Consider the following 23496-nt stretch of genomic DNA (forward strand, 5'->3'; position numbering starts at 1 on the left):
GGGCCAGGTCATCTGCCGGTAGCCGATCAGGTCTGCCGGAGTTCCGTCAGGTCGGTGGCGCCGCGCAGGAACAGCAGTCCGACGCCGACCGTGGCCAGGGCGGCCACCATCGCACCGACGCCGAGCAGCGCCAAGTCGTCGAGGGGTACCTGCACCGGCACGGTGATGCCCGGGTGTTCGATCGTCCGGCCGTACTCCGTCCAGTCCTCGGGGGTGCGACAGGCATCCGCCGGATCGCAGAACGTGGTCGTACGCGGGCCGGAGGAGACCTCCGTTCCGAGCGCCCTGGCCATCATCGTGCCGGCGGTCAGCGCCACCAGGGTCGCCGGTAGCAGCGGGGTGAGGGTCTGGACCAGGACCGAGCGGGCCAGCACCCCGCGTGGTACGCCGGTGGCGACGAGTGCCGCGTTGGCACGGCGGCGCTCCACGATGCCTTCGACGACTGCGACGGCCAGACCGGCGGCTGCGATCGCCAGGCCTACCAGGACCGCGATGTGCACCAGGGTGACCGCGTTGAAGTAGAAACTGTTGTCACTCGGACTGTACGGCTGGCCGCTCTGTTCGGCGAGGATCCGGCGGACCCGGTCCCAGCTGCCGAACTCGGCCGCCATGTAGGCGCTGAACCCGGCGGTGCCGGCGCCGAACAGGACGCAGACCAGCAGCCCGGCGAAGGTCCGTGCGCCGTGCCACGGGTCGGCGGTCAGCCGTCGGGCGGCGAGCAGGGTCGCGGGGCGGCGGGCCCACTCGCCGCAGGATCCGCCCGCATGCGTACGAGATCCAGCCCGTACCGGTGGCGACGCCGATCGCGATGGTCAGCGCCCCGGTGAACGCGATGGCCGCGACGCCCCACAGTGGGGCTTCCCGGCCGGCAGCCCAGTCGACGAGCGGCCGGAACAGGAAGGTCACCACCAGGCCGCCGAGGATGAGCAGGCCGGGCCACCACCCGGGCCGCCCTTGCCTGCGCCGGCGCTGTACGCCGAGCGGGGACACGACGACCGTACGCAGCAGGGCGGCGGCGACTGCGGTTGCGAGCAGCGGGATGCCGGCCACGATCAGGATCAGCGACCAGACCGGGGGCAGTACGTCGGTGGGCAGTGGCAGCAGGCCGTGCTCGTCCGGGCGGTGCAGCAGTCGCCGGCCGGCCAGGTACACGGCCAGCCCGGTGACGGAGCCGAGCGCACCGGCCAGCCCGGTTTCGGTGGCGGCCAGCGCCCGGACCTGGCCGGGGGTGCCGCCGGCCAGCCGGATGGCGGCGAGCCGCTGGTCACGGGCGGGCGCACCGAGTCGGGCGCACTGCCCGGCGAGGGCGAGGACCGGGATCGCCAGGAGGAACAGGGCGATGGTGACTCCGGTCCGCAGCTCCGCCTCGGCGATCAGCGCCGGGCCGTACTGCGGGGACCGGTTGGATCTTCCGTCCGGGACGGTCGGCACGGCGATGACCGTGGCGGCGGCCAGGAAGGTGACGGTGGTGAGCAGCGCGGCGGCGGCGGTGAGGACGATCCGTACCGTGTCGGTGCGGGTGCCGACGAGGCCGAGCCGCAGCAGGGTGGCCGGACGGATCACGACCGGGCCGTCCGGGCGACGACTGGGCCGAGCCCGGCCGGGTCGATCTCGCCGTCGCGCAGCATGATCTCCCGGTCGGCGTACCCGGCGACCCGGGGGTCGTGGGTGACGAGCACGACGGAGGTCCGTTGCTCGCGGGCGAGCCGGACCAGCTGGCCGAGGACCTGCTCGCCGGTGAGGCTGTCCAACGCGCCGGTGGGTTCGTCGGCGAACAGCACCCGAGGTTCAGTGATCATCGCGCGGGCCAGCGCGCACCGCTGCTGCTGGCCGCCGGACATCTCGCCGGGCACGGTGTCGGCCTGGTCAGCGACGCCGAGCCGGTCCAGCCAGGTGAGCGCCGCGGTCCGTGCTGCTCGCCGCCCCGTGCCGGCGAGCAGCAGCGGAAGCGCGGCGTTCTCCGCTGCGGTCAGCTCGGGGACGAGCTGACCGAACTGGAACAGCACCCCGAGTTCGGTACGCCGCAGCACGGCGCGGGCCGACTCGGAGAGCAGGTCGATGCGCTGGTCGCGGTAGTGGATCTCACCGGCGTCCGGGCGCAGGATGCCGGCGAGGCAGTGCAGCAGGGTGGACTTGCCGCACCCGCTGGGCCCGGTGACGGCGACGATCTCGCCTTCGGCGACGTCGAGGCTGACGCCACGTAGCGCCGGGGTGGCGCCGTACGAGCGGACGACTCCTCGGCCGGCGAGCAAGGGACTGTTCACTGACGTACCTCCCGGTGCAGGTCGGTCGGCGCGGTGCTGCTGCTGGTCGGCGTGGTGACGCTGCTGCCGTGGCTGGTCGAGGCCGCCGTACGGCGGATGCGCGGCGGGCCGGTCGCCTGGCAGTTGGCGATCCGCCGGCTGCAGGTCGATGGCGGCGGCAACGCCCGGCAGGTGTGCGGGGTCGCGGTCGCGGTGGCCGGCACGATCGCGTTGCAGGCACTGTTCACCGGGATCGACGACGACTTCGTCCGACAGACCGGTGCCGACCCGGACCGGGCCAGCCACCTCGCCCATCTCGGCGTACCGGACCGGTCGACCGGCGACGCGCTGTTGACCCGGCTGCGCGCGGTGCCGGGGGTCGACTCGGTCGCCGGATACCGGTCCACCTCGGTGTTCGCCGGCTCCGGCGACGGCGAGAGTGCCGGCGGCGTCGCACACCGCACCGATGAGCTGGTCATCGCCGACTGCCGGGTGCTCGCCGAGCTGATCGTCGCGACCGACTGTGCCGACGGTGCCGTCTTCCGGGTCGCACCGCCTCCCGAACACCTGCGATCCGTGACCGTCGACGAGCAGGGTCGGCTGGTGGAGACACCGGTCGAGCAGATCCGGGCTGGCGAGCGGGTGCAGGTCGCGCCCGGTGGGTACGAGTGGACGATTCCCGTCGACGCCCGACCGGCGCAGTCGCGCGTCGATCCGTACGGGATCGGTCGGTTCGGGATCTTCGCCACGCCGGCCGCGATCGACGTCGACGCGGTCGGCCGGCTGCCGACAACGGCGTACCTGCAGATCGACCCCGGCCAGCCGGACGCGGTCGAGCACGTCCGCAACCTGCTCGCCACCGCCGGACCGATGGACCTGCTGTCCACCCTGTCCGCGACGACCGAGGCGCGGCGGTTCACCAGCGTCCGTCGTGGACTCGTCGTCGGCATCGTCGTCACGCTGCTGCTGATCGCCGCCAGCATGCTGGTCACCATGCTGGAACAGCTGCGCGAACGGCGCCGGCTGCTGGCCATGCTGGACGCGTTCGGCGCACCCCGGCGGGCGCTCGGCTGGGCGGTCGTCTGGCAGCATCTGGTGCCCGTGCTGCTCGGGCTGGTCCTGGCGGTGGCCGCCGGGGTCGGGCTCGGTGCGGTGCTGCTCGGCATGGTCGGCCGCGACCTCGTGGTCAGCTGGTGGACGGTGGCCGGGGCCAGCGCGGCGGGTGCCGGTGTCGTGCTGCTGGTCGCCGCCGCCGGCCTGCCGGCGCTGTGGCGGCTGATGCGCGCCGACGGGCTGCGGACCGAGTGATGCTGGACGGGCTGCGTGCCGGGTGACGCTCAGACGCCGGACGGGAAGGTCTCCGGTTCACGCAGCTCGACATGCGGGGTCCGCAGCGGGCGCACCCCTCGGCTGCGGTCGAACCAGAGGAACGCGTCGTAGCGGTCGCCGAGCACGGTCGGCACGTAGTTGCCGCGCCGTTCCATGTTCGGCTGGTAGACCACCCCGATCGCCCGGTGGTCCAGCTCGTCGGTGAGCAGATCCGGTCTGCCGTCGGTGGGGAAGACGAACAGCGACTCGGCCGGGGCCGCGACGGAAAGGATCGCTTCCAGCGACCCCGGCCGGGCCGGCGGTACGGGCATCAGCCGCATCGGTGCGCCCCAGGTGTCACCGGCCACCACCGTTCCCCGGTAGGTGCCGAAGCCGACCAGGACCACCCGGTCCCGGCCGTACCGCTCACGTGCCAGCTGCCCGATGTTGACCTCGCCGAGCTCGGCCATGTCGGTGGCCCGGGCGTCGCCGACGTGCGTGTTGTGCGCCCACACCACCGCGCGGGCGTCCGGACCGTACCGGTCGAGCAGCCGGGCGAGGGTGTCGTCCATGTGCCGGTCCCGGACGTTCCAGGCCAGCCGGCCACCGGACACCAGTGCCCGGTAGTAGCGTTCGCCCCCGGCCACCACCTCGGCGTTCTGCCAGGCACCGAAGCTGCATGCCCCGTCGGCGGCGGCGTCGCGCCGCAGCCGGACCAGCAGGTCGATCACCTCCGCCTCGCAGCCGGCGGGCACCAGCCGCAGGGCGGTCGCGTACTCCTGCGGGTCCTCGCCGTACGGTTCGAAGCAGCGGTACGCGTCGAGCGCCGCCGGCACCTGGTCCGGTCGATGTTCCCGCAGGTAGACGAGGATCTCGCGGAGCGACTCCCACAGCGAGTAGACGTCGAGCCCGTGGAAGCCGACCCGGGCGGATTCGCTGACCGAGTCGTTGTGCCGGCGCAGCCAGCGGCAGAAGTCGACCACCTCGTCGTTGGCCCACATCCAGGTGGGCCAACGTTCGAAGGTGGTCAGCGCGTCGCGCGGGTCGCGGGGGGCGTCGAGCCGGCCCCGGACGCTGCGGTCGACCCGGTCGCAGTCCGGCCAGTCCCCTTCGACGGCGATGAAGGAGAAGCCGTGCTCGGTGACCAGTCGGCGGGTGACGGCCGCCCGCCAGCCGTAGAACTCGTGTGTACCGTGGCTCGCCTCGCCGAGCATCACCACCCGCGCGTCGGCGGCCCGTTCGATCAGCGGGTCGAGGTCGTCGGCGTCGACCAGCGGTCGCGCCAGCGCGGTGATGTCCGCGGCATATCTGGCCACCGGGCCCGGGTACCCGGGCGTTACCGGCACAAACCCCGTCAGCCGGGGTCACTGGAACCGGCGAGGCGGGTGTTGCGGGCGGGTTCGGGCTAGGCTGCCTGAGCATGGAGGAGCAATCGCCCGACGCTGAGCCGAGGCGGTCCCGCGCCCCACGGGCCAGGACACCGACGGCCGGCGTCACGCCGCCCGCCGCCATCGCTCCCGTGTTGTTCCAGCCACCGTCGAGCGCAGCCGGCAGCGCCGAGAGCCCCGCCAAGAAGGCCACGCCGGCGAAGAAGACCGCCGCGAAGAAAGCCGCCGCGAAAAAGGCGACTCCGGCAGCGGAGCCCACGGCGGCGGAGAAGCCTGCGGCGAGGAAGACCACGCCAAGAAAGACCGCCGCCAAGAAGACCGCGCCGACGAAGAAGACCGCGCCGACGAAGAAAGCCGCGCCGGCGCCGGATCCGGCCGGCACTCCCCCGCCAGGTCCGGTCCCCGGCGGTACGCTGCGACAGCTGTTGGCGCGTCCGGCGTACGCGCCGGAACTGCTCGCCCTGGCCGCGGTGGAACGGATCGGGCCGGCGGCGCGGGACTGGGCGGCCCGGCTACGCGACGACTACCCGGCGGCCAGCGACGATGCACTGGCCCGGCTGGCGGCGCGCCGGTTCACCCGGCTCGCCGGGGCCGGCGCGGCGGTCGCCACCGCCGGCGGGCTGCTCGGCCCGGCCTTGGAGCTGGTGACCCTCGGCTGGACGCAGGCTGCTGTCACGCTGCACGTGGCGGCCGCGTACCGGCATGATCCGACCGACCGGGACCGGGCTGCGGAGCTGCTGGCCCTGATCGGCATGCAGCCGGACGTCGCGGCGGCCCACGCCGCGCTGGACGCGGCGGGCCGGCCGACGACCGACGACGCCGAGGATCCGGCGTTGCGGCTGCTCGGCGGTGCGCAGCGGTTCACCGAGGCGGTGAGCCGGTTGACCGGCGGCGGTTGGGCGCTGCTGCGGTTGCCGGCCCGGTTGCTGCCCGGTGGGCGGGCGCTGGTCGCCTGGTCGGGTGACACGCTGCTGCTGGAGCGGCTGGCCGCGCGGGCCAGCGCGCGCTATCGGCCGGTCACGCCGGCTGCGCCGGTCACAGCCAGCTGAACCAGTCACGGGGCAGCAGCGCGTAGCCGACGAACGCGAAGACGTCCAGCAGGGTGTGCGCGATGATCAACGGCATCACCCGGCGGGTACGCAGGAAGAACAGCGACAGCACCACACCCATGATCACGTTGCCGAGGAACGCTCCGAAGCCCTGGTAGAGGTGGTAGGTGCCGCGCAGCAGGCAGCTGGTGGCGATGACCGCGCCGATCCGCCAGCCGAGTTGCCGTAGCCGGGTCATCAGGTAGCCGACCACGATCACCTCTTCCAGGATGGCGTTCTGCGCGGCGGCAAGGATCAGCACCGGGACCGTCCACCACAGTTGCGGTAGCGCGGCCGGGACCAGGCTGGCGTTGAGCCCGAGCAGCGCGGCGATCCAGAACAGCCCGAGTCCGGGCAGCCCGATCGCGGCGGCCAGGGCGGCTCCCCAGGCCAGGTCGCGCAGCGGTGACCGGGCGTCGAGCCCGAGCCGGGCGCGGGCGTCGGCCCGGTCCCGGCTGAGCAGGTGGACCGCCAGCAGGACCGGCACGAGGGCGAAGAAGATCCCGAGCAGTTGGTAGGTCAGGTCCAGCCAGGGGCGGGCCGACTGGGAGGCGTTCATGGTGGCGGTCTGCTGCCCCAGCGGCCGGTCGGCGGTGAGTCGCGCGGTGATGGTGACCAGGGCGTAGATGGCGGACTGGCCGAGCGACACGCCCAGGACCAGGAGCACCTCGGCGCGCAGCAGGCGCGGTGGCAGCGGGGCCGCCGGGTGGGCGTCCGGGTTGCTGCTGGCCGGTGGTGGCGTACCGGCGAGGTCGACCGTCACCGGACCACTGTGCCCGAGCGGGTACGGCACGGCAATGTCGCACATCGGGTACGTCGACTCGCTACGAAGAGTGCTCACCCTGGAACTCAGTGATACGGAGTCAGTGGCGGCACGGTGACGGGAAGGCCTCGATGAGCGATCTCGCGCAACTGTTGAAGGAGAGCTGGGTGCTCGTCGAGGAGGAGCGCGACCAGGTGGCGGGCTACTTCTACGCCCGACTGTTCCTGGACCGGCCGGATCTTCGCCAGCTCTTCCCGGTGCAGATGGACACCCAGCGGCGCTGCCTGATCGAGGCTATCGTCTCTGCCGTCGGCTCGATCGACGACCCGGAGCAGTTCACCGACTACCTGCAGTCACTCGGGCGGGCCCACCGCAAGTTCCAGGTGCAAGCTGCGGACTACGCCGCGTTCGGCGGCATGCTGTTGGAGGCGCTGCGCACCGTCGCCGGTGACCGGTGGAGCGTCGAGTACGACGAGGCCTGGGGTGCCGCACTGGAACTGCTCATCACCAACCTGGTCATCGGCGCCGAAAGCGACCCGAACCCGGCATTCTGGCACGCCGAGGTGCTCGACCACGAACGCCGGGGCACCGACGTCGCCGTGCTGACCTGCCGGCCGCTGCAGCACCGACTGGAGTACCAGCCGGGGCAGTACGTCAGCGTCGAGGTGCCGCGCTACCAGCCAAGGCTGTGGCGCAGCTACTCGATCGCGAACGCGCCCCGGGCGGACAACACTCTGGAGTTCCATGTCCGGGCGGCCGCTGCCGGCTGGGTGTCCAGCGCGCTGGTCCGCCGGGTCCGCCCCGGCGATCTGCTGCGGGTGGCCGCCCCGATGGGCTCCATGGTGCTGGACCGGGACTCGCCGCGCGACATCGTCTGCCTGGCCGGCGGGGTCGGTTTCGCCCCGGTCAAGGCCCTGATCGACGAGCTGACCCGGTACAACCGCAGCCGCTGGGTGCACGTCTACCTGGGCGGGCGGACCCGCGACGACCTGTACGACCTGGCCGAGCTGAGCCAGCTCTGCGCCGCCTACCCCTGGCTGAACGTGGTGCCCTGCTGCTCGGACGACCCGGGCTGGACCGGGGAGCACGGCGAGGTCGCCGACGTGCTGGCCCGCTACGGCCCGTGGTACGAGCACGACTTCTTCGTCGCCGGGTCGGCCGGCATGGTCCGGTCCAGTCTGCGTCGGCTCGCCGAGCTCGACGTCCCGGCCGAGCACATCCACTACGACAGCTTCGGCGAGGTGTGATCGCTTTGCCCGGTCAGTACACCCAGGGCCGGCCGCTGTCCCGGTACTCCTCGACCGGCACCAGGCTGGTCCCCGGTGCCATCCGATCGACGTACAGCCGGCCCTCCAGGTGGTCGATCTCGTGCGCGACCAGCCGGGCCATCGCCCGGTCGAAGGACGTGATCACCCGGCCGCCGTCGAACCGGGAGTGTTCGACGTCGATCCGCAGCGGACGCGGCACCAGCCCACGCACGTCGAAGTAGGACAGGCAGCCCTCGTACTGGTCATCGGTCTCCACCGCAACGTCGACAACCCGCGGGTTGAGCAGCGTCAGCGGCTCGGCTCCCGGCTCCGGGGGCCGGACCAGGGCCGCCGCCCAGGGCAACCCGATCTGCGGCGCGGCCAGGCCCACCCCCTTGCCGAACGGGTGCAGCTCGTCGAGTCGGGCCAGCATGGCCCGCAGCCGGGCGACGGTGTCCAACGCCACCGCCTCGTCGGCCGGTAGTTCGAACGGCTGCACCTGCTGTCGGAGCATTTCGGCGCCGCGCTGCACGATCCCGATGGCCCGCATCCGTTCGCTGGCCCGCTGCTCCGGCCGCGTCTCGGTCCCGGCCGGTGACCCGGCCTGACCGCCCGTGTGGGTCGGCGGCACGGACCGGAACCGCCACTCCAGCCGGTACCGGGCGTTGAGCAGCGGCGCGTCGGTCGACCACTCCAGCACCGACCGGCCGTTCACCCGCTGCCGGCGCACCGGCGTTCGCAGCGGGGCGTCCTCCGCAGACAGGGACGTCTCGACCCCCCAGACCTGGGGGTCGAGCGCTTCCGGGAAATCCAGTCGTACGGTGAGCTGCCGGGTGGGCAGCCGGACGGCACGTTGGAACCACTGTCCCCACTTCTCCTGGCCGACCCGGTAGGTGTACTCGATGCTGGTGCGCTGCCCCGGGTACAGCGGGAACCGGCCGTCGGAGTTCTCGAAGAGCAGCCAGACCTCTTTGAAGGCGTCCCGGTCGTGCTTCTTGCGCCACTGCATCGGCTCCTGGTGCCCGGGGGTGCCGCAGAAGGCGTGCAGGTCCAGCTCGACGAAGGTGAGCGGGTGTTCCCGGTGGTGCCGGTTGGACCGGTCCGGATCGTCGGGGTACCGGTCGACGGCGACCCGGACCAGGTAGCGGGTGACCGGTTCGGTGCCGGCGTTGTAGAGGGCCCGCCGGATCGTGCAGTGGTAGTAGCCGTCCCGGTAGGCGAGGGTGGCCACCTCCTGCTCGACGATGAGGCCGGTGCCGGGTGGCATCCACTGTTCGGGCACCGGCGGGTCGCGCGGCGGGGTGCTGGTACGGCTGTGCCGCAGTTCGTCGTACTCCTGGTAGCGCTGCCAGATCGCACCGCCGGCGCCGAGCACCGCTTCGGCCCGGCGGGCGAAGTCCTCGGTGGGGCGGTGCCGGCGGCCTTCGACGTGGCTGATGTACGACGGATCGAAGCCCATCCGGGCGGCCAACTGCTTCTTGGTCATTGCCCGGTCCAGGCGCCACTGGGCGAGCTCGGCCGCGAACGTGTCGGCGGCGCGGTCGATGGGCGAGCTGGTCATCGCAAGGCGTCCCCTCAGGCCGGATCCACAGTCTGCTTTCCGACTCGGACACCCGGTCGGATTTGGCGCGTTGCCGACAGAGCACTTGACAGCACGGATCAGAGCACTCTGCGAAATTCGCCCATCACCCACCGCCACGGAGTGTCATCACCCCGGCTGGAAGTTTCGCCGATACTCTGGTTAGCCTAGCCTTAGCAAGCTAGGGTGAACCATCGGCAGCTGGCGGAAGGATCGAAAGGTGAGAACGTTGAGGCGAGGCACGTGCGACCCGGTTGATCACGGGAACGCCACCTCCTTCTCGGTTGCCACCGTTACCTGCCCGGTTGCCACCGCGCCGACCGATGGTTGCTCATCGTGACCGCCGTCATCGACCCCCGGGCCCGCGCCGCCGCTCCGCTGGCCCCGATCACCGCCACGCTGCGCACCGCGTTCGGCACCGACGACCTGCCCGGCCTGCACGCCGGTCTGCTCGTCGACGACCAGACCGGCTGGCTGCCCGCCACCGAGCTGATCCACGGCGGCCACCTGCCCCGGCTGCTCGACTCGGCCGCCCGGCGCTGGCAGGCGAAGCGGCACGCCGCCGCCGCCCTCGCCTGGAAGGCGTACAGCTACTGGGTGGCGCTGCCGGTCGCGCTCGGCTGGGCGTCGGCCCGCCGGGTGCCGCTGATGCGCGCCGACGACGTACTGCTGCGGATGGACGACGACGGACCGCTGGTCGACGTCGGCCTGCGCCCCGGGATCCCGGTGGCGGTGCTGCCGCACGACCCGATCGCGGCGGCCGGGCTGCCCGAGGTGCTGGTCGTGGCCGACGAGGCCGAGCTGCTCCGCGTACTGCGGATCTCCCTGCTCGACCAGCACATGAGCCCGCTGCTGGACGAGATCCACAGCCGGGTGAAGCTCGGCCCGCGGACGCTGCTCGGCTCCCTCTCCTCCGGCATCGCCTACGCGGTGCTGCAGGCGGCCGACGCGCTGCCCGGCTCGTCCGCCGAGACGATCGGCACGCTGCTCGACGCGCTCGACATCGGCGACCTGATCGAGCTGGTGCCCGGCGAGGACGGGGCGGTCACCGTGCAGCGACGGACCTGCTGCCTGGCGTTCACCCTGCCCGACCCGAAAATCTGCCCCGGCTGCTGCATCCGCCCGTGACCGCGCGCCGCGCGGCCGGTCGGCCCGGCCACGCGGATAGCGGCCAACTGCTGGGTGGTCAGGCCGGCTGCTGGTAGGTGGCCGTCAGCCTCGCCCGGGCGAGGGTGTGGAAGGCCAGGTTGAAGCCGACGTACGCCGGGGTCGCCGTCGGGCCGAGGTCGAGCCGTTCGACGTCGAGGGCGTGCACCGCGAAGATGTACCGGTGCGGCCGGTCACCGGCCGGCGGTGCGGCGCCGTCGTACCCGGCGTTACCGAAGTCGTTTCGTACGCCGAACGCGCCCGGCGCCGCCTTCTCCGGGTCACCGCCGGCACCCTGCGCCAGCTCGGTCACCGACGCCGGCAGGTTGACCAGCAGCCAGTGCCAGAACCCGCAACCGGTCGGCGCGTCCGGGTCGAAGCAGGTCACCACGAACCCCTTGGTCGATGCCGGAAAGCCCGACCAGGACAGTTGCGGGGAGAGGTTCGCACCGCCGGCTCCGGTGAAGACGTGCGCCGTCGGCAGCGGCCCGCCCTCGGAGAGGTCGGTGCTGGTCAACGCGAACGAGTCGACCGGCGGAAGCAGGTCGTACGGATCAGGTGCGATCGGTCGGTCCAGGTTCATGCCTGGCATCCTGCCGCACCCGGCACCGGTACGCAGCCCAGCGCACCGATGCCGGGTGAAATCGGGTCAGGACAGGTCGGCTCCACTGCCGACCAGCTCGGCGCCGCGCTGCGCGGCCAGCCTGGCCCGCAGCTGCTCGCCTTCGATGTCCACGTTGGGCATGATCCGGCTGAGGAAGCCCGGCAGCCACCAGGCGGCGCGGCCGAGCAGCGACATCACCGCCGGGACGATGGTCATCCGCACCACGAACGCGTCGATCAGCACGCCGATCGCCAGCGCGAAGCCCATCGATTTGATCACCGGGTCGTCGACCAGGATGAAGCCGCCGAAGACCGCGCTCATGATCAGTGCGGCAGCGGTGACCACCCGGGCACCGTGCCCCATCCCGTTGATGGTGGCCTGCACGGCGGTGTCACCGTGGACGAAGTCCTCCCGCATCCGGGACACCAGGAACACCTCGTAGTCCATGGCCAGGCCGAACAGGATGCCGATCAGCAGGATCGGCAGGAAGCTGACCAGCGGGCCCGGGGTGTCCAGGCCGACCAGATCGGCGAGCCAGCCCCACTGGAAGACCGCGACGGTGATGCCGAACGTCGCGCCGACAGTCAGCAGGAACCCGGCGGCGGCCTTCACCGGCACCAGGATCGACCGGAACACCAGCATCAGCAGCAGGATCGACAGCCCGACGACCAGCAGCAGGTAGACGGGCAGTGCGTCGGCGAGCTTGTCGGAGACGTCGATGCCGACGGCGGTGACACCGGTCAACGCCACCGCTGCGGTGCCGTCGTCGTCCGGGGCCAACCCGAGTTCGGCAATCTCCACACGGATCCGCTCGACGAGCTCCTCGGTCGCGGCCTCGGTGGGGCCGGTCGCCGGGATGACCGCCAGGATCGCGGTCTGCCCGTCCTGGCTGGGCTGCGGCGGTGCGACCACCAGTACGCCGTCGAGGGCCTGCACCGTACCGGTGATCTGACCGGCGGCGGTGGTGGTGGCCTCCGCCGAGTCACCGGAGACCACCATGATCAGCCGGCCGTTGAAGCCGGGCCCGAATCCTTCGGTGGTCAGGTCGTACGCGGTTCGTGCGCTGCTGCCCAGCGGCGCGGTGCTGGCGTCGGGCAGGGCGATCCGCATGTCGGCGGCGGGGATCGCCAGGGCACCGAGCCCGGCCACGCCGAGCACGATCACCGGGATCCGCAGCTTCACCATCAGTCGGGCCCAGCGGAATCCGAAGGAGTCCTGGTTCTCCTGGCTGGTCGGTGCCTCGGCCGGGCCGACTGCCCGCTTGCCGCGCGGCAGCACCCGGCGGCCGGCGTAGCCGAGCAGCGCCGGCTGCAGGGTGATCGCGACCAGGACGGCGACGCTGACCGTGCCGGCGGCGGCCAGACCCATCACGGTGAGGAACGGGATGCCGACGACGGAGAGCCCGGCGAGGGCGATGACCACGGTGGCGCCGGCGAACACCACCGCGGAGCCGGCGGTGGCGACGGCGCGGGCGGCCGCCTCCTCCGGTTCCAGGCCTTCGAGCAGGTGCTGCCGGTGCCGGGAGGTGATGAACAGCGAGTAGTCGATGCCGACGGCCAAACCGAGCATCAGCGCCAGCACCGGGGCGGTGGAGGTGAGGTTGATGACGCCGCTCAGCACGAACAGGCCGGCCATGCCGGCGCCGACGCCGATCAGCGCGTTCAGCATCGTCATCCCGGCGGCGACCAGCGAACCGAAGGTGATGATCAGGACGACCAGGGCGATCGCCACGCCGATCGCCTCCTGGGAGCCGACGTGCGGCTCGGTGCTCATCACCTCGCCGCCGTGGGCCACCTGGAAGCCGGCGTCGCGGGCCGGGCCACCGACCGCTTCGTACGCTTGGCGCGATTCGTCGCTGACCTCGTCGTTCGGCACGGCGAACTGGATGTTGACCAGGGCGAACCGGCCGTCGGGTGACACGCTGCCGGTCTGGAACGGGTCGAGCGCGGCGATCACACCGGGGATCTGGTTGGCTTCCCCGACCACCTGCAGGACGGCGGCCTGGCCTTCGGGGGTGGTGAGCTGCTCGCCCTCCGGCGCGGCGATCACGATCGTGCCGCCGGCCCCGCTGGCCTCCGGGAACTGCTCCTGCAGCAGCTCCAGCGCCTCCTGGGATTCGGTGCCGGGGATGTTGAAGTCGCTGGCGGTCGGCCCGCGAAAGGCGAGCGCGGCGGCGCCGAGACCGACCAGGGCGATCAACCAGATCGAAACGACCAGGTGTCGTTTACGAAAGGCGGTCCGGCCGAGCCGGTATAGCAGGGTGGCCATGCGGCATCCTCTGTCGTGTCGGTCGTTACGGAACTTCGGGTTTCAGCTGGCGCCGGGCTTCGGGCCCTCAGCTGGCGTCAGGTCTCGGTTACGCGCCGGGCCCGGTTCGCCGAGGGTCCGGTCGATCACCTGGCCCAGCAGCGGGCGGAGCCGGTCGGCGTCGAGGTCAAGATGCTTGGAGCTGGCGGCGGCGACCCCGGCCAGCACCACCAGGGCGGCGAACCGGTCCTCCAGGCGCCCGGACCGACCGGTGAGGGCGTCGAGCAGCCGGTCGATCATCTGTTCCAGGTCGCAGAAGGCGGGCTGGTGCAGCATCTGCGGGATCTCGGCGTAGAGCACCGCGATCTGCCGCTGGTAGCGCAGGCACAGCTCGATGAAGCCGTCGATCGCCGTACGGCGGGCGGTCTCGTCGTCGAGTCCGGCCAGTTGCTGGTCGAGTTCGGCCAGGCTGGCGACCGCCGGGTTCATCAGGGCGGCGAGGATCGCGTCCTTGCTGTCGAAGTGGTAGAGCAGGGACGCCTTGGCGCAGCCCACCTCGGCGGCGATGTCCTGAAGGGAGGCTCCCCGGAAGCCGACCACCGCGAAGCGCTGGGCGGCCACGTCGAGGATCTGTTCGCGTAGCTCGGGCCGCGCTGCGCCGCCCCGGCCGGTCTGTGTCACTTTGCCCACCTCCTCTCCTCAGGTCACCTGCCGCGACCAAGGATGCCGGAGCGAACCCAGAAACCCTGACCGATCGGTCAGAAGGTGAAGCAGCTCACAGAGACGACCTGCTCAGCTTCGATCTCGACCGACAAATCTCACCCCAGGCGGGTGGAAGCCTGACGAGAACTTGATGAGAGTTCGTTAAGAGTCACCGGAGCAAGGACAACGGGAGATGGTCACTGGGCCGGCAGGACCGCGTGTTTCAACTGGGTCGACCGACTCATTCAGGCGGCAGCCGTCGCCGGCTCGATCGCCGGTGTCGCGTCCTTCTTCACCGAGCATCCCACCGCTGGGCTGCGGCTCATCGCGGGCAGCCTGCTCGTCGGCGGGGTCGCGCTCGCCTTCAGATGGCGTACGGCCGGCGGCCCTCGCCTTGGTTTCACCGGTGCGTTGGCGTTGGCGCTGGTCGGGGCCGGCGTCTTCGGTTGGTCGGTACGGCCGGGCGCGGCACCGGGTGCCGGCGCGCCGGCACCCGACTCGACCGGAAGCAGTTCGTCGGGTTCGTCGCCAACCACTGCCGGGCCGGATTCCGCGCCCGGCGGCACATCGGTGACAGTGCACCGGGCAGAAACCGTCGTCCCCCTCTCGGCGACATCAGAGATCGACCTCGACTCGCTTGCTCCCGACTGGGATGTCACGGGCTCTGACGAGACGGGCCGGGCCGATCTCCAGTTCAGCATCAGCGGCCTCGAAGCGATCAACAACGCCGAGCTACGGGAGGCCGCAGGTGACGGCCCGGAGCTCTGCCAGCAGGCGACGGCGCAGTACCAACTGACACTCGACGAGGACCTGTCCGAGACCAGGTACACCTGCGCGATCACCAACGAGGACCGCTTCGCCTCGGTGCGGTTCAACCGCGAAGACGTCCGAATGGGATACACCGTCTTCAGCTCGATCAACCTGACGATCACGGTCTACAACCGCGCCGCCTGACCACCGTCCGACTCGGCCGCCGGGCAGGGTTACGACCCGTCGTGCCGGGGCAGACGATAAAGTCCGTCACGTTGCACGAATATCTCCCGCCGCTCGGCGGCTTCGCCGGATTTGTCAATTACGTAACCCGTGACCCAGAGCCAGCCCTCGTACGTCGGCTTGGGGTCCACCGAGATGACCCGGAACCGCAGTCTGCGCTCACCAGCGAACTGCACGCTGGCCTCACCACCGACGACCAGCACGTCACCCGGCCTCGGCTCGGGCGCACGGAGCAGCCGACTACCCGCCACGCCGATCCGCCAACGGGTACGTCGTACGCCCGCAGTCCGGACACCACCGCGACTTCACCTTGAACGACCACAGCCCGGCGCAGAAGCCCAGCAGCGCCGCACTCAACAGTGCCCCGATGTCCCACATCGTTCCGTCCCTTTCAAAAGATGATGATTCCAAGCAGTCACGCGTCGTCGAGTGACACGGGCTCGCCGCCGTTGGCCTGCCACCGGGCAAGGATCTCGGCGACGATCCGGCGGGCACCGGCCTCACCGTGCTCGGCCTTCAGGTCCTCGAAGCTCCACCGCAGCGTGAGAGCCACCTCGGCCGCTTCATCGGTTTCGCACTCTCGGGTGACACCGGCGTCGTCGGCGTCGGCGTTCGGACCCGACTCGCCAGCACCGTCGTCCACCAGGATCACAACCCTGCCGGTACGCGGTAGCCGACCATCTGGCCGTAGGTCATCAGCGGACGCAGCGTCGGAGTGAGCATCGTCGGCTCGGACGACCAGCGGTGCCCACGGTTGCCGTCCAACCGTCGCTGCCTGGCCGCCGCACGCTCCCGGTCGAGCCGGGCCAGGCGCTTCGACGCCGCCGACCGCCCGTCCCGCCACTCCTGCCACCGCACCACCAGTTCACGAATCATCTCGACGATCACTGCTCTCTCCTTCTCAAGATCGTTTTCGTGTTACCTAATCGATCAAGCCCACGGCGCTACACCGCTAATGACTCGCCCGGACAGCATCCATGACCGTCCACAGGCAACCTTGCAACTGTCAAGGTTCACGGGGTGCTGGTGCTTACGTTCAGCTCGTGAGAGTCGTCGCGCTATCCGATGTCGCCGAGATGCTCGGCGGCGTATCGCGCACCCGCGCCACCGAGATCACCAACCGGGCGAGCTTCCCGGCACCAGTCGCACTCGTCGCCTCCGGCCGGATGCGGATCTGGGACCGCGACGAGGTCGCCGAGTGGATCCGCACCCACCGCCCGACCCAGCAGGAAGACTGACCGGCATCACCAGGTCATCAACCATCTCGACAATCACCGCCCGCCCGATCCGCTCTCGCGCTGTCCTGACTAGATACTCATCCACCGACTACACGCAGTGAACGCATCAGGCGTACGTCTTTGCTGATGGGTCGGACGGCAACTGGTACGCGGCGTACGACTTCGCTCGCTGCCCACAGCGGCGCAGGCACAATTTGTGAAAGACGCTCAGGAACCTGCGCCCAGCAGGTCAGCAAGCGCGGCCAGTTCCTGACTTACCGGCCGACGGCGACGGGTAAGGATCGTGGTGACGATGTCCCGGGCGTACCGCTGATGCCGCAACCAGGTCGGTGACTCCGCTCGGAGCCCGGAGAGGATGCGCGCCGCTTCGGCCAAGTCGCCGCGCTCAGCGTTGGCCCAGGCCCGGTCGAGCTGGTGACGATTCCGGTTGTCCGACGTGGCCCGGCCGTTCCCCGGCGGTACGCGTTCCGCCAACGCGAGCGCCGTGACCGGGTCGCCCGCTACGACCGACATCTCTACCCGCTTCATCTCCACGGTCACCGGGCAGAAGGCCCCCATGGTCACCGGCATGCGGAGAGCCACGTCTGCTGGAAGATGCTCGCCGATCCGGACCGCCGCCGCACCGGCGGCGTCGAGCATTTCTCCGGCGTCGTCGGCGCGACCATCGCGGATCGCGGCAGCCGACCCGCGCAACATGAGCCAGCCCCAGACCGCCAACCGGGTCGGGTTCGTACGGGAGAAGCGTGGCTCCACCGCGTCCGCCGTGGCGACAGCCAACCGCCCTGCCTCGTCGAACCGCCCCTGCCGGAGCAACAGCCAGCACATCGTGGTGACAACAGACGCGGCGACCAGTTCGTTGCCGGACTCGTCCGCGACGTCGAGCGCGAGACTCAGCGCATGGTAGGCAAGATCGAAACGCCGGAGCTGGATCAAGGTCGTCCCGGCGATCTGGTACGCCTGAGCGAGCTGACCCGCACCAGCGGTCCGCTGGTCGCCGCCACTCGCGTCGACAAGGCTGCGGGCTGCACCGATCAGCACCGGCAACCGGGCGAGCGCGGTGGCGTAATCGTCACCATGGTAGATCCGGTCGATCTCGGCAATTGACGTCTGCAGTTCTCGCACGGTCGGCGGATCTGTCGAGACATCACCGACAGTCGTGCCGCTCAAGCCACGGGCCGGAGTCAGCGCCCGCCGTAGCAGGTCAACCGCGATCTCGTCGCCATCGGTCCCGGCCCCGGCCGTCGGGTCAGCGACGGCCGGCCCGACGAGTACGGATGTCGGCACGGCAAGCGCAGCGGCGATCGCCCGCAAGGTCGACATCCGTGGTGATCCCGGCTTGTTCTGCTCCAGCTTCTGGATCGTCTCGACCGCGAGCCCGGCGGCCTCCGCCAACTGCTCCTGAGTGAGTCCCCTGAGTCGACGTAGCCGCCCTACGTTGTCGCCCACCGTCGAACTCATCGCGCCGCCTCCCGAAACCGCGCCCCCGGCCGTACGGAATCCGGCACCGCCGCATCGACCGCCGCCGCAACCGTACCGCGAGGTGATGATCAACTGTTGCTCTGATTCAGTAAGTCGGGTGGGCGCTAACCTCAGACCATGAGCGACTATCTACAGGTGTCGACCGCAGTCGAGACGCGAGAGGCGGCTGTGGCCCTCGCCCGATCGGCAGTTGGTGCTCGCCTGGCCGGGAACGCACAGGTGATCGGCCCCTTGATCAGCGTCTTTTGGCACCTGGGCAGTCAAGGTGAGAGCGAAGAGTGGCAGGTGTTACTCAATACCACGGCAGCCCGCTACGAAGCCCTGGAGCGCCACCTACTCGCACACCATCCCTGGCAAAACCCGCAGATCACCGCTACCGCGATCGTGGCAGGATCAGCAGCGTGCCTTGAGTGGCTTCGATCGTCGACAGGCGACGCTCCGTCAGGCAGTTGAGGTAAAGGTTCAGGTGACCGGCCCGGTACCGGTGCATGAGACCGTGGTCCGCCTCCCGGCGCGGCTGCTTCCGTGACATCTGGGATCGCGCTACCCCGCACGCGGAGTACGTGATCTAGCACAGCGCATGGCTACTCCATACTCCGCCGCGCAGGATGCCCGCGCAGCGCTCGCTTGCGCAGAACGACCAACGCCGAATTCCGGTGGCGGGTCGGCACCGGGATCGGCAGGATCAGGGGAATGACCACCGAACCGAACCGGCAGGCGGTCGGCTCACTGCGGGCCGTGGCGATCGACGCGCCGGACATCGACCGCCTGGCCACCTTCTACGAACAGCTCGCCGGCTGGCGACGCCGCCCCACCGGTGACGATGACGACGACTGGATCACCCTCGTCACCGACGACGGTTGGCGGATCGGGCTGCAACAGGCCGTCGACCACGTACCGCCGGACTGGCCCGGCCAGGACCGGCCGCAGCAGGCCCACCTCGACTTCCAGGTGTCGGACATCGACGCGGCGGCGGAACGCGCCCAGCAGCTCGGTGCCAGCCTGCTGCGCCGCGACGAACGGTGGCACACCCTCGCCGACCCGGCCGGCCACCCGTTCTGCCTGTGTCTGAAAGCCGACGAGCCGCAGACCACTCTGGCGGGCGTCATGCTCGACTGCCCCGACGCCAAGGAGTTGAGCCACTTCTACGCGGGACTGCTCGGCAAACCGGTGACCTACGAGGGGGACGGTATCGCCATGATCGGCGAACAGGGTGCGCAGCCCGTCCTGTTTCAGCAGGTCGAGCAGTACGCCGCGCCCCGCTGGCCGGACCCGGCGTACCCGCAGCAGATCCACCTCGACGTGCAGGTCCAGGGCGTAGATGCCGCCGAACATGCCGCCCTCGCCACCGGCGCCACCCGACTCGACGGTGCCGGCCCCGGCTGGCGCGTCTACGCCGACCCCGCCGGCCACCCCTTCTGTCTCGTCTGGGCGGCCTGACCAGGAAGAATGATCACGACAGACTGGCGTACCGCTGTCACCATCGGGCCATGGGTTCGGCATCGCCGACGCCAACACCCTTCGATCAGCGAGGAAGCCATGGCCGACATGTCCGGCGACCGCAGCGACGCTGCCGGTCCGCGTACCGACGAGGTAGGTCAGCCCCGGCGTGGCCGGCAGCCGGTCACCCTGCCAGCTTGGATCCGTGATCCGGAGCCGGTCCGGGTCACCTGGCGGCGGCGGGCGGCACTGGCCGCGCTGCGCCTGCCCGGCGGACCTGTGGTCCGCCGGGCCTGGTGGCGCTGGCAGCAGCGGCAACGGCTGCACCGCCGGTTCCCGATCCTGACCGCGTTGATCGCGGTGCCGCTGGCCTTCGTCGCGATCATGGCGCTGGTGTCGTTGGTCTACTGGCTGTGGGCCCGGATCTGGGTGATCCCGTAGGCCGTCCGCCCGGCATCACTCGCAGGCGACGCCGTCGCCGTCGCGGTCCAGGCCGTAGACGTCGGATCCGACGACCCGCACCGGCCCGCTGACGTACGCCGGACCGTTGCCGCTGCCGCCGGCACAGTCGACATCGCTGGCGAACGGTACGCAGGCGCCGGTGTAGCTGGGGTGGCACTGCTGGGTGATCTTGGTGCCGACCAGCACCACCTTGGTGACCGGCTGCTTCGTCACCTTCTCACTGATCAGTTCCTTGGCGGTCTGCACCCCGTCGGTGTAGGTCACCCGGTAGGTCAGCGTCTTCACGCCGGTGACACCCGCGGTCTTCACCTTCGTCTTGCCCTTGGCGAGATTGGGGTCGTCGACACGCTTCTCCTTGAAGGGAATCTCCCGCGTCTCGGTCACCGTCTTCGTCTCCACCTTCGGCTGCGCAACGCTCGGGACGGAGGCCGTCGGGGACGGGCTCGGGCTCGGGGTCGGGGAGGCGGTCGGCGAAGCGGTCGGGCTGGCCGAGGTCGAACCGCCCGCCACGGCGGAGGTCGCCGGTGCCGACCGGTCGCCGTCAGCGCCACTTCCGCTGAGCGCGGTGAGCTTGTCACCGGTGGCCTGCGGCTCCGAGGAGACCAGGCTGGCCAGGAACGAGCTGCCGCCGCAGAGCAGGACGAAGACCGCCAGACCGACGCCGAGGTAGGCGGCTGCCTTCTGGCCGGGGCCGAGCCGCCCGGCACCGGTGGTGGGCAACGGACGCTGGTTGATGTCGCGCGCTGGATAGGTCACCGGCGAAGTGTGCCGGTCGGCATCGATGGCTCACAGCAGTCGAAGAGGGACAGTTTCCGGCGACCAGGACCATCGGAGGTATCCGATCATCCTTCTTCGTCAGACCTCCGGCTCGGTCCAGCTCGGACCCAACGGCGGCGGCGAATGTCCGAAGCGGCAAGGTGCCTGTTGGACAATCAGCCATCCTTCATGTTCAGGCCGGGACGGGCAGCGCGCCCAGGGCACGACCGGCCTCCCGGGCGGCCTGCAGCGCTCCGGCGTGCAACTGCGCCGCTTCGTCTGTAAAGGAGTCCAGCGCGGGGTTGACCCCGACCAGGGTGAACTCACGTTCCACCACGGTGAGCTCAGCACCCCAGCAGTCGGCGATGACCCGCCGCAGGTACGGCGTGGAGTGGTCCCAGCCCTCCCGTGGGGTGCCCGGTCCGTACGCGCCGCCACGGACCGTGGCGAGCACGACCGGCTTTCCGGCGAGGAACGGGACCCCGGTCGCCCGTGGATCGGCCAGGACCACATCGAGGTACGTCTTGAAGTGCTGGGAGACGCCGTAGTTGTAGAGCGGTACGGCGAACAGGATCGCGTCGGCGGTGATCAGTTCGTCCACGAGTGTCGCGGCGAGAACGACGGCGTCGCGCTGCTCGGCGGTCTGCTCCTCGGCCGGTGTCATGCCGGCGGTCACCGCAGCCGCCCAGACGGTCGAGGGCAGAGTGTCGACACCGACATGGCGGGCCACCACCGGGTCGCCGGGGTGGGCGGCGCGCCACTCCTGCTCGACGATGTCGGCGATCTCGCGGCTTGCGGAACCGTGCGTACGGATGCTGGCGTCCAGCCGGAACAGGGTCACCACTACTCCAGATGCTCGTAGGTTCAAGCTTGAAGCTCGACGGTAGCTGGCTTTGGTTCAAGCTTGAACTGGTTGAGACATCCGTCACTTCAACGGTGAACCGCAGACGTACGCTTGGGCTTGTGCCAGACGAACCCCAGTGGCTGACCGACCGCGAGCGCGAAGCATGGTTGGCCCTGGCTAAGCTCATGTTCAAGCTGCCCAGCGCGCTCGATGCTCAGCTGCTGCGGGACAACGACCTCACGCTGTTCGACTACTTCGCGCTCAGCGTCCTGTCCATGACACCCGGCCGCACCCTGCGCCTGAGCGACCTGGCCGGTCAGCTCTCCAGCTCGCTGTCCCGGCTGTCGAACGTCGTCAAACGCCTGGAACGACGCGGTCTGCTGCGGCGCGAGCCCGACGCCGACAACCCCCGCTACACGACTGCCGTACTCACCGACGCCGGCTGGGAGTTGGTCGTTGCCGCCGCCCCCGGGCACGTCGCCGCCGTCCGCCGGTACGTCATCGACGGCCTCACCGACCACCAGATCGACGTACTCCGCGAGATCGCCTGCCACGTCGCCCGCAACCTCGCGCACGGAGACTCGGCGAGTCATACACCAGATACCTCATGAGCGCCGGATGAGGTTCCTGGTGTATGACTCGTCGCGATGTTCACGCATCACGAAGACGCCCCCTGACCGGAGTTGGCTCTGTCAGAGGGCGTTCTTGCTTGTCGGAGCGGAGGGCGTGGGATTCGAACCCACGAAGACATTGCTGCCTTACCGGTTTTCAAGACCAGCGCCATCGGCCACTAGGCGAGCCCTCCCGGTGCGGCGGGCCGGGGACGGTCGGCCACCGCGTCACTGTGCCCTAGTGTGCCACGGACGTCCGACGGCACTCCGCGCCGCAGGTTAACGCGGCGGTAGCCGAGGGCGCCATCAGGATTCACCAGCCGGGTTCGCCAGGCGGCACACGGGCCGACCCGGTAAGACTTATCCCATGTACGCGATCACCGTGCCGCAGCCCGGCGGACCCGACGCCCTGGTCCGGGCCGAGGTGCCCGACCCCTCCCCGTGCCCGGACGAGGTGATCGTCGACGTCGCCGCAACCGCCGTCAACCGGGCCGACCTGCTGCAACGGCAGGGACACTACCCACCGCCGCCGGGCGCGTCGCCGTACCTCGGGTTGGAATGCTCCGGGGTGATCAGCGCGGTCGGCGCGGACGTCTCCCACCACAAGGTCGGCGACCAGGTGTGCGCGCTGCTGGCCGGCGGCGGGTACGCCGAGCGGGTCGCCGTGCCCGCCGGGCAGCTGCTGCCGGTGCCGGCCGGGCTGAGCCTGGTCGACGCCGCCGCGCTGCCCGAGGTGGCCTGCACCGTCTGGTCGAACGTGGTCAAGCTGGCCGGGCTGCGGGCCGGCGAGTCGCTGCTGGTGCACGGCGGCGGCAGCGGGATCGGCACCTTCGCCATCCAGCTCGGTGCGGCGCTCGGCGCGACCGTGCTGACCACCGCCCGCGCGGCCAAGCATGAACAGCTGCGGGCGCTCGGCGCCCACCACACGATCGACTACACCACGGAGGATTTCGTCGCCCGCGCCCGCGAGTTGACCGGCGACGGTGACGGCGGGGTGGACGTGATCCTCGACATCATCGGCGGTGCCTACCTGGAACGCAACGTACGGACGCTGGCCACCGGCGGCCGGTTGACGATCATCGGGTTGCAGGGCGGCCGCACCGCCGAGCTGAACCTGGGTGCGCTGCTGACCAAGCGGGCCACGATCTTCGCGACCACGCTGCGGTCCCGGCCACTCGCCGAAAAGGCGGAGATCGTCCGCCGGGTGCACGACCAGGTCTGGCCGCTGGTCGCCTCGGGTGCGATCCGCCCGGTCATCGACCGCCGGATGCCGATGGCGCAGGCGGCGCAGGCGCACCGGATCGTCGAGAGCAGCGACCACCTGGGCAAGGTGCTGCTGGTGACGGAGCAACGCTAGC

Annotated in this window: 28 protein-coding genes and 1 tRNA gene; 11 read left to right on the plus strand and 18 right to left on the minus strand. The window is 70.6% G+C overall.

Annotated elements, in window-relative coordinates:
- Positions 1-26: 26 nt before the first annotated feature.
- Genes O7543_RS19015 through O7543_RS19025 form a run of 3 tightly spaced genes read right to left on the minus strand, consistent with a single transcriptional unit; the run spans position 27 to position 2264 of the window.
- A complete protein-coding gene (locus O7543_RS19015) occupies positions 27-611 on the minus strand; it encodes an FtsX-like permease family protein (protein WP_281552604.1) in 585 nt (194 codons plus the stop codon).
- The gene (locus O7543_RS19020; RefSeq protein WP_281552603.1) at positions 532-1563 is read right to left on the minus strand and encodes a hypothetical protein; all 1032 of its coding nucleotides are present in this window, start codon (positions 1561-1563) and stop codon (positions 532-534) included. Before O7543_RS19020 ends, O7543_RS19015 begins: the two co-directional genes overlap by 80 nt.
- Positions 1560-2264 (minus strand): ABC transporter ATP-binding protein, encoded by a 705-nt coding sequence (locus tag O7543_RS19025; protein WP_281552602.1) that lies wholly within the window; start codon positions 2262-2264, stop codon positions 1560-1562. The genes O7543_RS19020 and O7543_RS19025 overlap by 4 nt, the downstream gene beginning before the upstream one ends.
- A gap of 33 nt (positions 2265-2297) precedes the next feature.
- Between O7543_RS19025 and O7543_RS19030 the strand changes: the two genes are divergently transcribed.
- On the plus strand, positions 2298-3551 hold the full coding sequence (locus tag O7543_RS19030; protein WP_281552601.1) for an FtsX-like permease family protein: 1254 nt from the start codon (positions 2298-2300) through the stop codon (positions 3549-3551).
- Between the two features lie 29 nt (positions 3552-3580).
- On the opposite strand, the gene O7543_RS19035 is transcribed toward O7543_RS19030, so the two are convergent.
- Complete coding sequence (locus O7543_RS19035; protein ID WP_281555784.1) at positions 3581-4765, minus strand: erythromycin esterase family protein; 1185 nt, start codon at positions 4763-4765, stop codon at positions 3581-3583.
- 206 nt (positions 4766-4971) lie between these two features.
- Between O7543_RS19035 and O7543_RS19040 the strand changes: the two genes are divergently transcribed.
- Positions 4972-5988 (plus strand): hypothetical protein, encoded by a 1017-nt coding sequence (locus O7543_RS19040; protein WP_281552600.1) that lies wholly within the window; start codon positions 4972-4974, stop codon positions 5986-5988.
- On the opposite strand, the gene O7543_RS19045 is transcribed toward O7543_RS19040, so the two are convergent.
- Positions 5975-6868, minus strand: coding sequence for a CPBP family intramembrane glutamic endopeptidase (locus O7543_RS19045; protein WP_281552599.1), 894 nt, complete (start codon positions 6866-6868; stop codon positions 5975-5977). The genes O7543_RS19040 and O7543_RS19045 overlap by 14 nt on opposite strands.
- A gap of 53 nt (positions 6869-6921) precedes the next feature.
- Here O7543_RS19045 and O7543_RS19050 point away from each other — a divergent pair, with 53 nt between their 5' ends.
- Positions 6922-8037, plus strand: coding sequence for an FAD-binding oxidoreductase (locus O7543_RS19050; protein WP_281552598.1), 1116 nt, complete (start codon positions 6922-6924; stop codon positions 8035-8037).
- Positions 8038-8050: 13 nt separating this feature from the next.
- On the opposite strand, the gene O7543_RS19055 is transcribed toward O7543_RS19050, so the two are convergent.
- Positions 8051-9598, minus strand: a complete 1548-nt coding sequence (locus tag O7543_RS19055) for a peptide deformylase (RefSeq protein WP_281552597.1) — start codon at positions 9596-9598, stop codon at positions 8051-8053.
- A 354-nt stretch (positions 9599-9952) separates the two neighbouring features.
- Here O7543_RS19055 and O7543_RS19060 point away from each other — a divergent pair, with 354 nt between their 5' ends.
- The gene (locus tag O7543_RS19060) at positions 9953-10744 is read left to right on the plus strand and encodes a hypothetical protein (protein WP_281552596.1); all 792 of its coding nucleotides are present in this window, start codon (positions 9953-9955) and stop codon (positions 10742-10744) included.
- A gap of 58 nt (positions 10745-10802) precedes the next feature.
- Here the strand turns inward: O7543_RS19060 and O7543_RS19065 are convergent, their stop codons facing one another.
- From O7543_RS19065 to O7543_RS19080, 4 genes are all read right to left on the minus strand, one after another.
- Positions 10803-11345 carry a YbhB/YbcL family Raf kinase inhibitor-like protein gene (locus O7543_RS19065; protein ID WP_281552595.1) on the minus strand — a complete coding sequence of 181 codons (543 nt, stop codon included), beginning with the start codon at positions 11343-11345 and terminating at the stop codon, positions 10803-10805.
- A 66-nt stretch (positions 11346-11411) separates the two neighbouring features.
- Positions 11412-13634 carry an MMPL family transporter gene (locus O7543_RS19070; RefSeq protein ID WP_281552594.1) on the minus strand — a complete coding sequence of 741 codons (2223 nt, stop codon included), beginning with the start codon at positions 13632-13634 and terminating at the stop codon, positions 11412-11414.
- A 42-nt stretch (positions 13635-13676) separates the two neighbouring features.
- The gene (locus tag O7543_RS19075) at positions 13677-14303 is read right to left on the minus strand and encodes a TetR/AcrR family transcriptional regulator (protein WP_281552593.1); all 627 of its coding nucleotides are present in this window, start codon (positions 14301-14303) and stop codon (positions 13677-13679) included.
- A gap of 257 nt (positions 14304-14560) precedes the next feature.
- Positions 14561-14881: a hypothetical protein gene (locus O7543_RS19080; protein ID WP_281552592.1), complete on the minus strand. Its 321-nt coding sequence runs from the start codon at positions 14879-14881 to the stop codon at positions 14561-14563.
- Positions 14882-14885: 4 nt separating this feature from the next.
- Here O7543_RS19080 and O7543_RS19085 point away from each other — a divergent pair, with 4 nt between their 5' ends.
- Positions 14886-15269 carry a hypothetical protein gene (locus O7543_RS19085; RefSeq protein WP_281552591.1) on the plus strand — a complete coding sequence of 128 codons (384 nt, stop codon included), beginning with the start codon at positions 14886-14888 and terminating at the stop codon, positions 15267-15269.
- Between the two features lie 29 nt (positions 15270-15298).
- Here the strand turns inward: O7543_RS19085 and O7543_RS19090 are convergent, their stop codons facing one another.
- Genes O7543_RS19090 through O7543_RS19105 form a run of 4 tightly spaced genes read right to left on the minus strand, consistent with a single transcriptional unit; the run spans position 15299 to position 16196 of the window.
- Entirely contained in the window at positions 15299-15559 is a 261-nt protein-coding gene (locus O7543_RS19090) for a hypothetical protein (protein WP_281552590.1), read from the minus strand.
- Positions 15549-15686, minus strand: coding sequence for a hypothetical protein (locus O7543_RS19095; RefSeq protein WP_281552589.1), 138 nt, complete (start codon positions 15684-15686; stop codon positions 15549-15551). The genes O7543_RS19090 and O7543_RS19095 overlap by 11 nt, the downstream gene beginning before the upstream one ends.
- A gap of 37 nt (positions 15687-15723) precedes the next feature.
- Positions 15724-15960 carry a hypothetical protein gene (locus O7543_RS19100; RefSeq protein WP_281552588.1) on the minus strand — a complete coding sequence of 79 codons (237 nt, stop codon included), beginning with the start codon at positions 15958-15960 and terminating at the stop codon, positions 15724-15726.
- Positions 15957-16196, minus strand: coding sequence for a hypothetical protein (locus tag O7543_RS19105; protein WP_281552587.1), 240 nt, complete (start codon positions 16194-16196; stop codon positions 15957-15959). The genes O7543_RS19100 and O7543_RS19105 overlap by 4 nt, the downstream gene beginning before the upstream one ends.
- Positions 16197-16351: 155 nt before the next feature.
- On the opposite strand from O7543_RS19105, the gene O7543_RS19110 reads away from it, so the two are divergent.
- A complete protein-coding gene (locus tag O7543_RS19110) occupies positions 16352-16546 on the plus strand; it encodes an AlpA family phage regulatory protein (RefSeq protein WP_123604313.1) in 195 nt (64 codons plus the stop codon).
- Positions 16547-16753: 207 nt separating this feature from the next.
- Here O7543_RS19110 and O7543_RS19115 read toward each other — a convergent pair whose 3' ends face one another.
- Positions 16754-18004, minus strand: coding sequence for a helix-turn-helix transcriptional regulator (locus O7543_RS19115; RefSeq protein WP_281552586.1), 1251 nt, complete (start codon positions 18002-18004; stop codon positions 16754-16756).
- Positions 18005-18142: 138 nt separating this feature from the next.
- On the opposite strand from O7543_RS19115, the gene cutA reads away from it, so the two are divergent.
- The 3 genes from cutA to O7543_RS19130 all read left to right on the plus strand — a co-directional run bounded on the left by cutA (position 18143) and on the right by O7543_RS19130 (position 19906).
- On the plus strand, positions 18143-18478 hold the full coding sequence (gene cutA, locus O7543_RS19120; protein ID WP_281552585.1) for a divalent-cation tolerance protein CutA: 336 nt from the start codon (positions 18143-18145) through the stop codon (positions 18476-18478).
- A gap of 240 nt (positions 18479-18718) precedes the next feature.
- Positions 18719-19465 (plus strand): VOC family protein, encoded by a 747-nt coding sequence (locus O7543_RS19125; RefSeq protein WP_281552584.1) that lies wholly within the window; start codon positions 18719-18721, stop codon positions 19463-19465.
- 99 nt (positions 19466-19564) lie between these two features.
- Positions 19565-19906 (plus strand): hypothetical protein, encoded by a 342-nt coding sequence (locus tag O7543_RS19130; RefSeq protein WP_281552583.1) that lies wholly within the window; start codon positions 19565-19567, stop codon positions 19904-19906.
- A 15-nt stretch (positions 19907-19921) separates the two neighbouring features.
- Here the strand turns inward: O7543_RS19130 and O7543_RS19135 are convergent, their stop codons facing one another.
- On the minus strand, positions 19922-20683 hold the full coding sequence (locus O7543_RS19135) for a G5 domain-containing protein (protein WP_281552582.1): 762 nt from the start codon (positions 20681-20683) through the stop codon (positions 19922-19924).
- Positions 20684-20876: 193 nt separating this feature from the next.
- Positions 20877-21524 (minus strand): NAD(P)H-dependent oxidoreductase, encoded by a 648-nt coding sequence (locus O7543_RS19140; RefSeq protein ID WP_281552581.1) that lies wholly within the window; start codon positions 21522-21524, stop codon positions 20877-20879.
- Positions 21525-21646: 122 nt separating this feature from the next.
- On the opposite strand from O7543_RS19140, the gene O7543_RS19145 reads away from it, so the two are divergent.
- The gene (locus O7543_RS19145) at positions 21647-22138 is read left to right on the plus strand and encodes a MarR family transcriptional regulator (RefSeq protein WP_281552580.1); all 492 of its coding nucleotides are present in this window, start codon (positions 21647-21649) and stop codon (positions 22136-22138) included.
- A 107-nt stretch (positions 22139-22245) separates the two neighbouring features.
- On the opposite strand, the gene O7543_RS19150 is transcribed toward O7543_RS19145, so the two are convergent.
- Positions 22246-22332 (minus strand) — tRNA-Ser (locus tag O7543_RS19150).
- 173 nt (positions 22333-22505) lie between these two features.
- Between O7543_RS19150 and O7543_RS19155 the strand changes: the two genes are divergently transcribed.
- Entirely contained in the window at positions 22506-23495 is a 990-nt protein-coding gene (locus O7543_RS19155; protein ID WP_281552579.1) for an NAD(P)H-quinone oxidoreductase, read from the plus strand.
- The last annotated feature ends 1 nt before the right edge of the window (position 23496 follow it).

Source organism: Solwaraspora sp. WMMA2080, assembly GCF_027497395.1.
Lineage (GTDB): Bacteria > Actinomycetota > Actinomycetes > Mycobacteriales > Micromonosporaceae > Micromonospora_E.